The organism is Haloarcula sp. 1CSR25-25, from assembly GCF_032027985.1.
Classification (GTDB): domain Archaea; phylum Halobacteriota; class Halobacteria; order Halobacteriales; family Haloarculaceae; genus Haloarcula.
The window spans coordinates 1-527 of record NZ_JAHYBW010000027.1 but is presented as its reverse complement, the minus strand read 5'-3'; the positions used below and the strand labels follow the sequence as shown (position 1 = coordinate 527).

Here is a 527-nt window from a genome sequence, read left to right as displayed (position 1 = left end):
CCTGCTCCTTGCACACACCGCCCGTCAAAGCACCCGAGTGGGGTCCGGATGAGGCCGTCATGCGACGGTCGAATCTGGGCTCCGCAAGGGGGCTTAAGTCGTAACAAGGTAGCCGTAGAGGAATCTGCGGCTGGATCACCTCCTACTGACCGGGATCAGGGCTCTGCCCTGACCCACCTACACTTGGCTGTTCTTCGAACGGCTAATTGGCATTGACTGGTGACCACAAGTCACCGCGAGTCGGCAAGCGCCGACTACTGCATGGGCCCGCTGGGCTCACAACGACCTATCCGAGGCGGATATCCCCCCACGGGGATGTCGGGTGCAACTCCCGACGGGTCCGTACTTCGTATCGCCTTCGAATCCGTCCCCTTAAGTGTGGGCCGGCGTTCGGATGTGATACGACGACAGATGCACCAGGCCGGGTGAAACCGCGCCTGGGAAGGGTCGATTCGCCCACCATCTCCACCTTGGGGGCGAACATGAAACCGTGTGTACGTGCGATCCAGGCGTCCACTGGACTCGTT

General features: G+C 61.5%; 1 rRNA gene. It reads left to right on the top strand.

Annotation, left to right across the window (positions count from 1 at the left end):
- Positions 1–144 (top strand): 16S ribosomal RNA (locus KZ498_RS24655); the annotation flags it as partial.
- Positions 145–527: the final 383 nt, after the last annotated feature.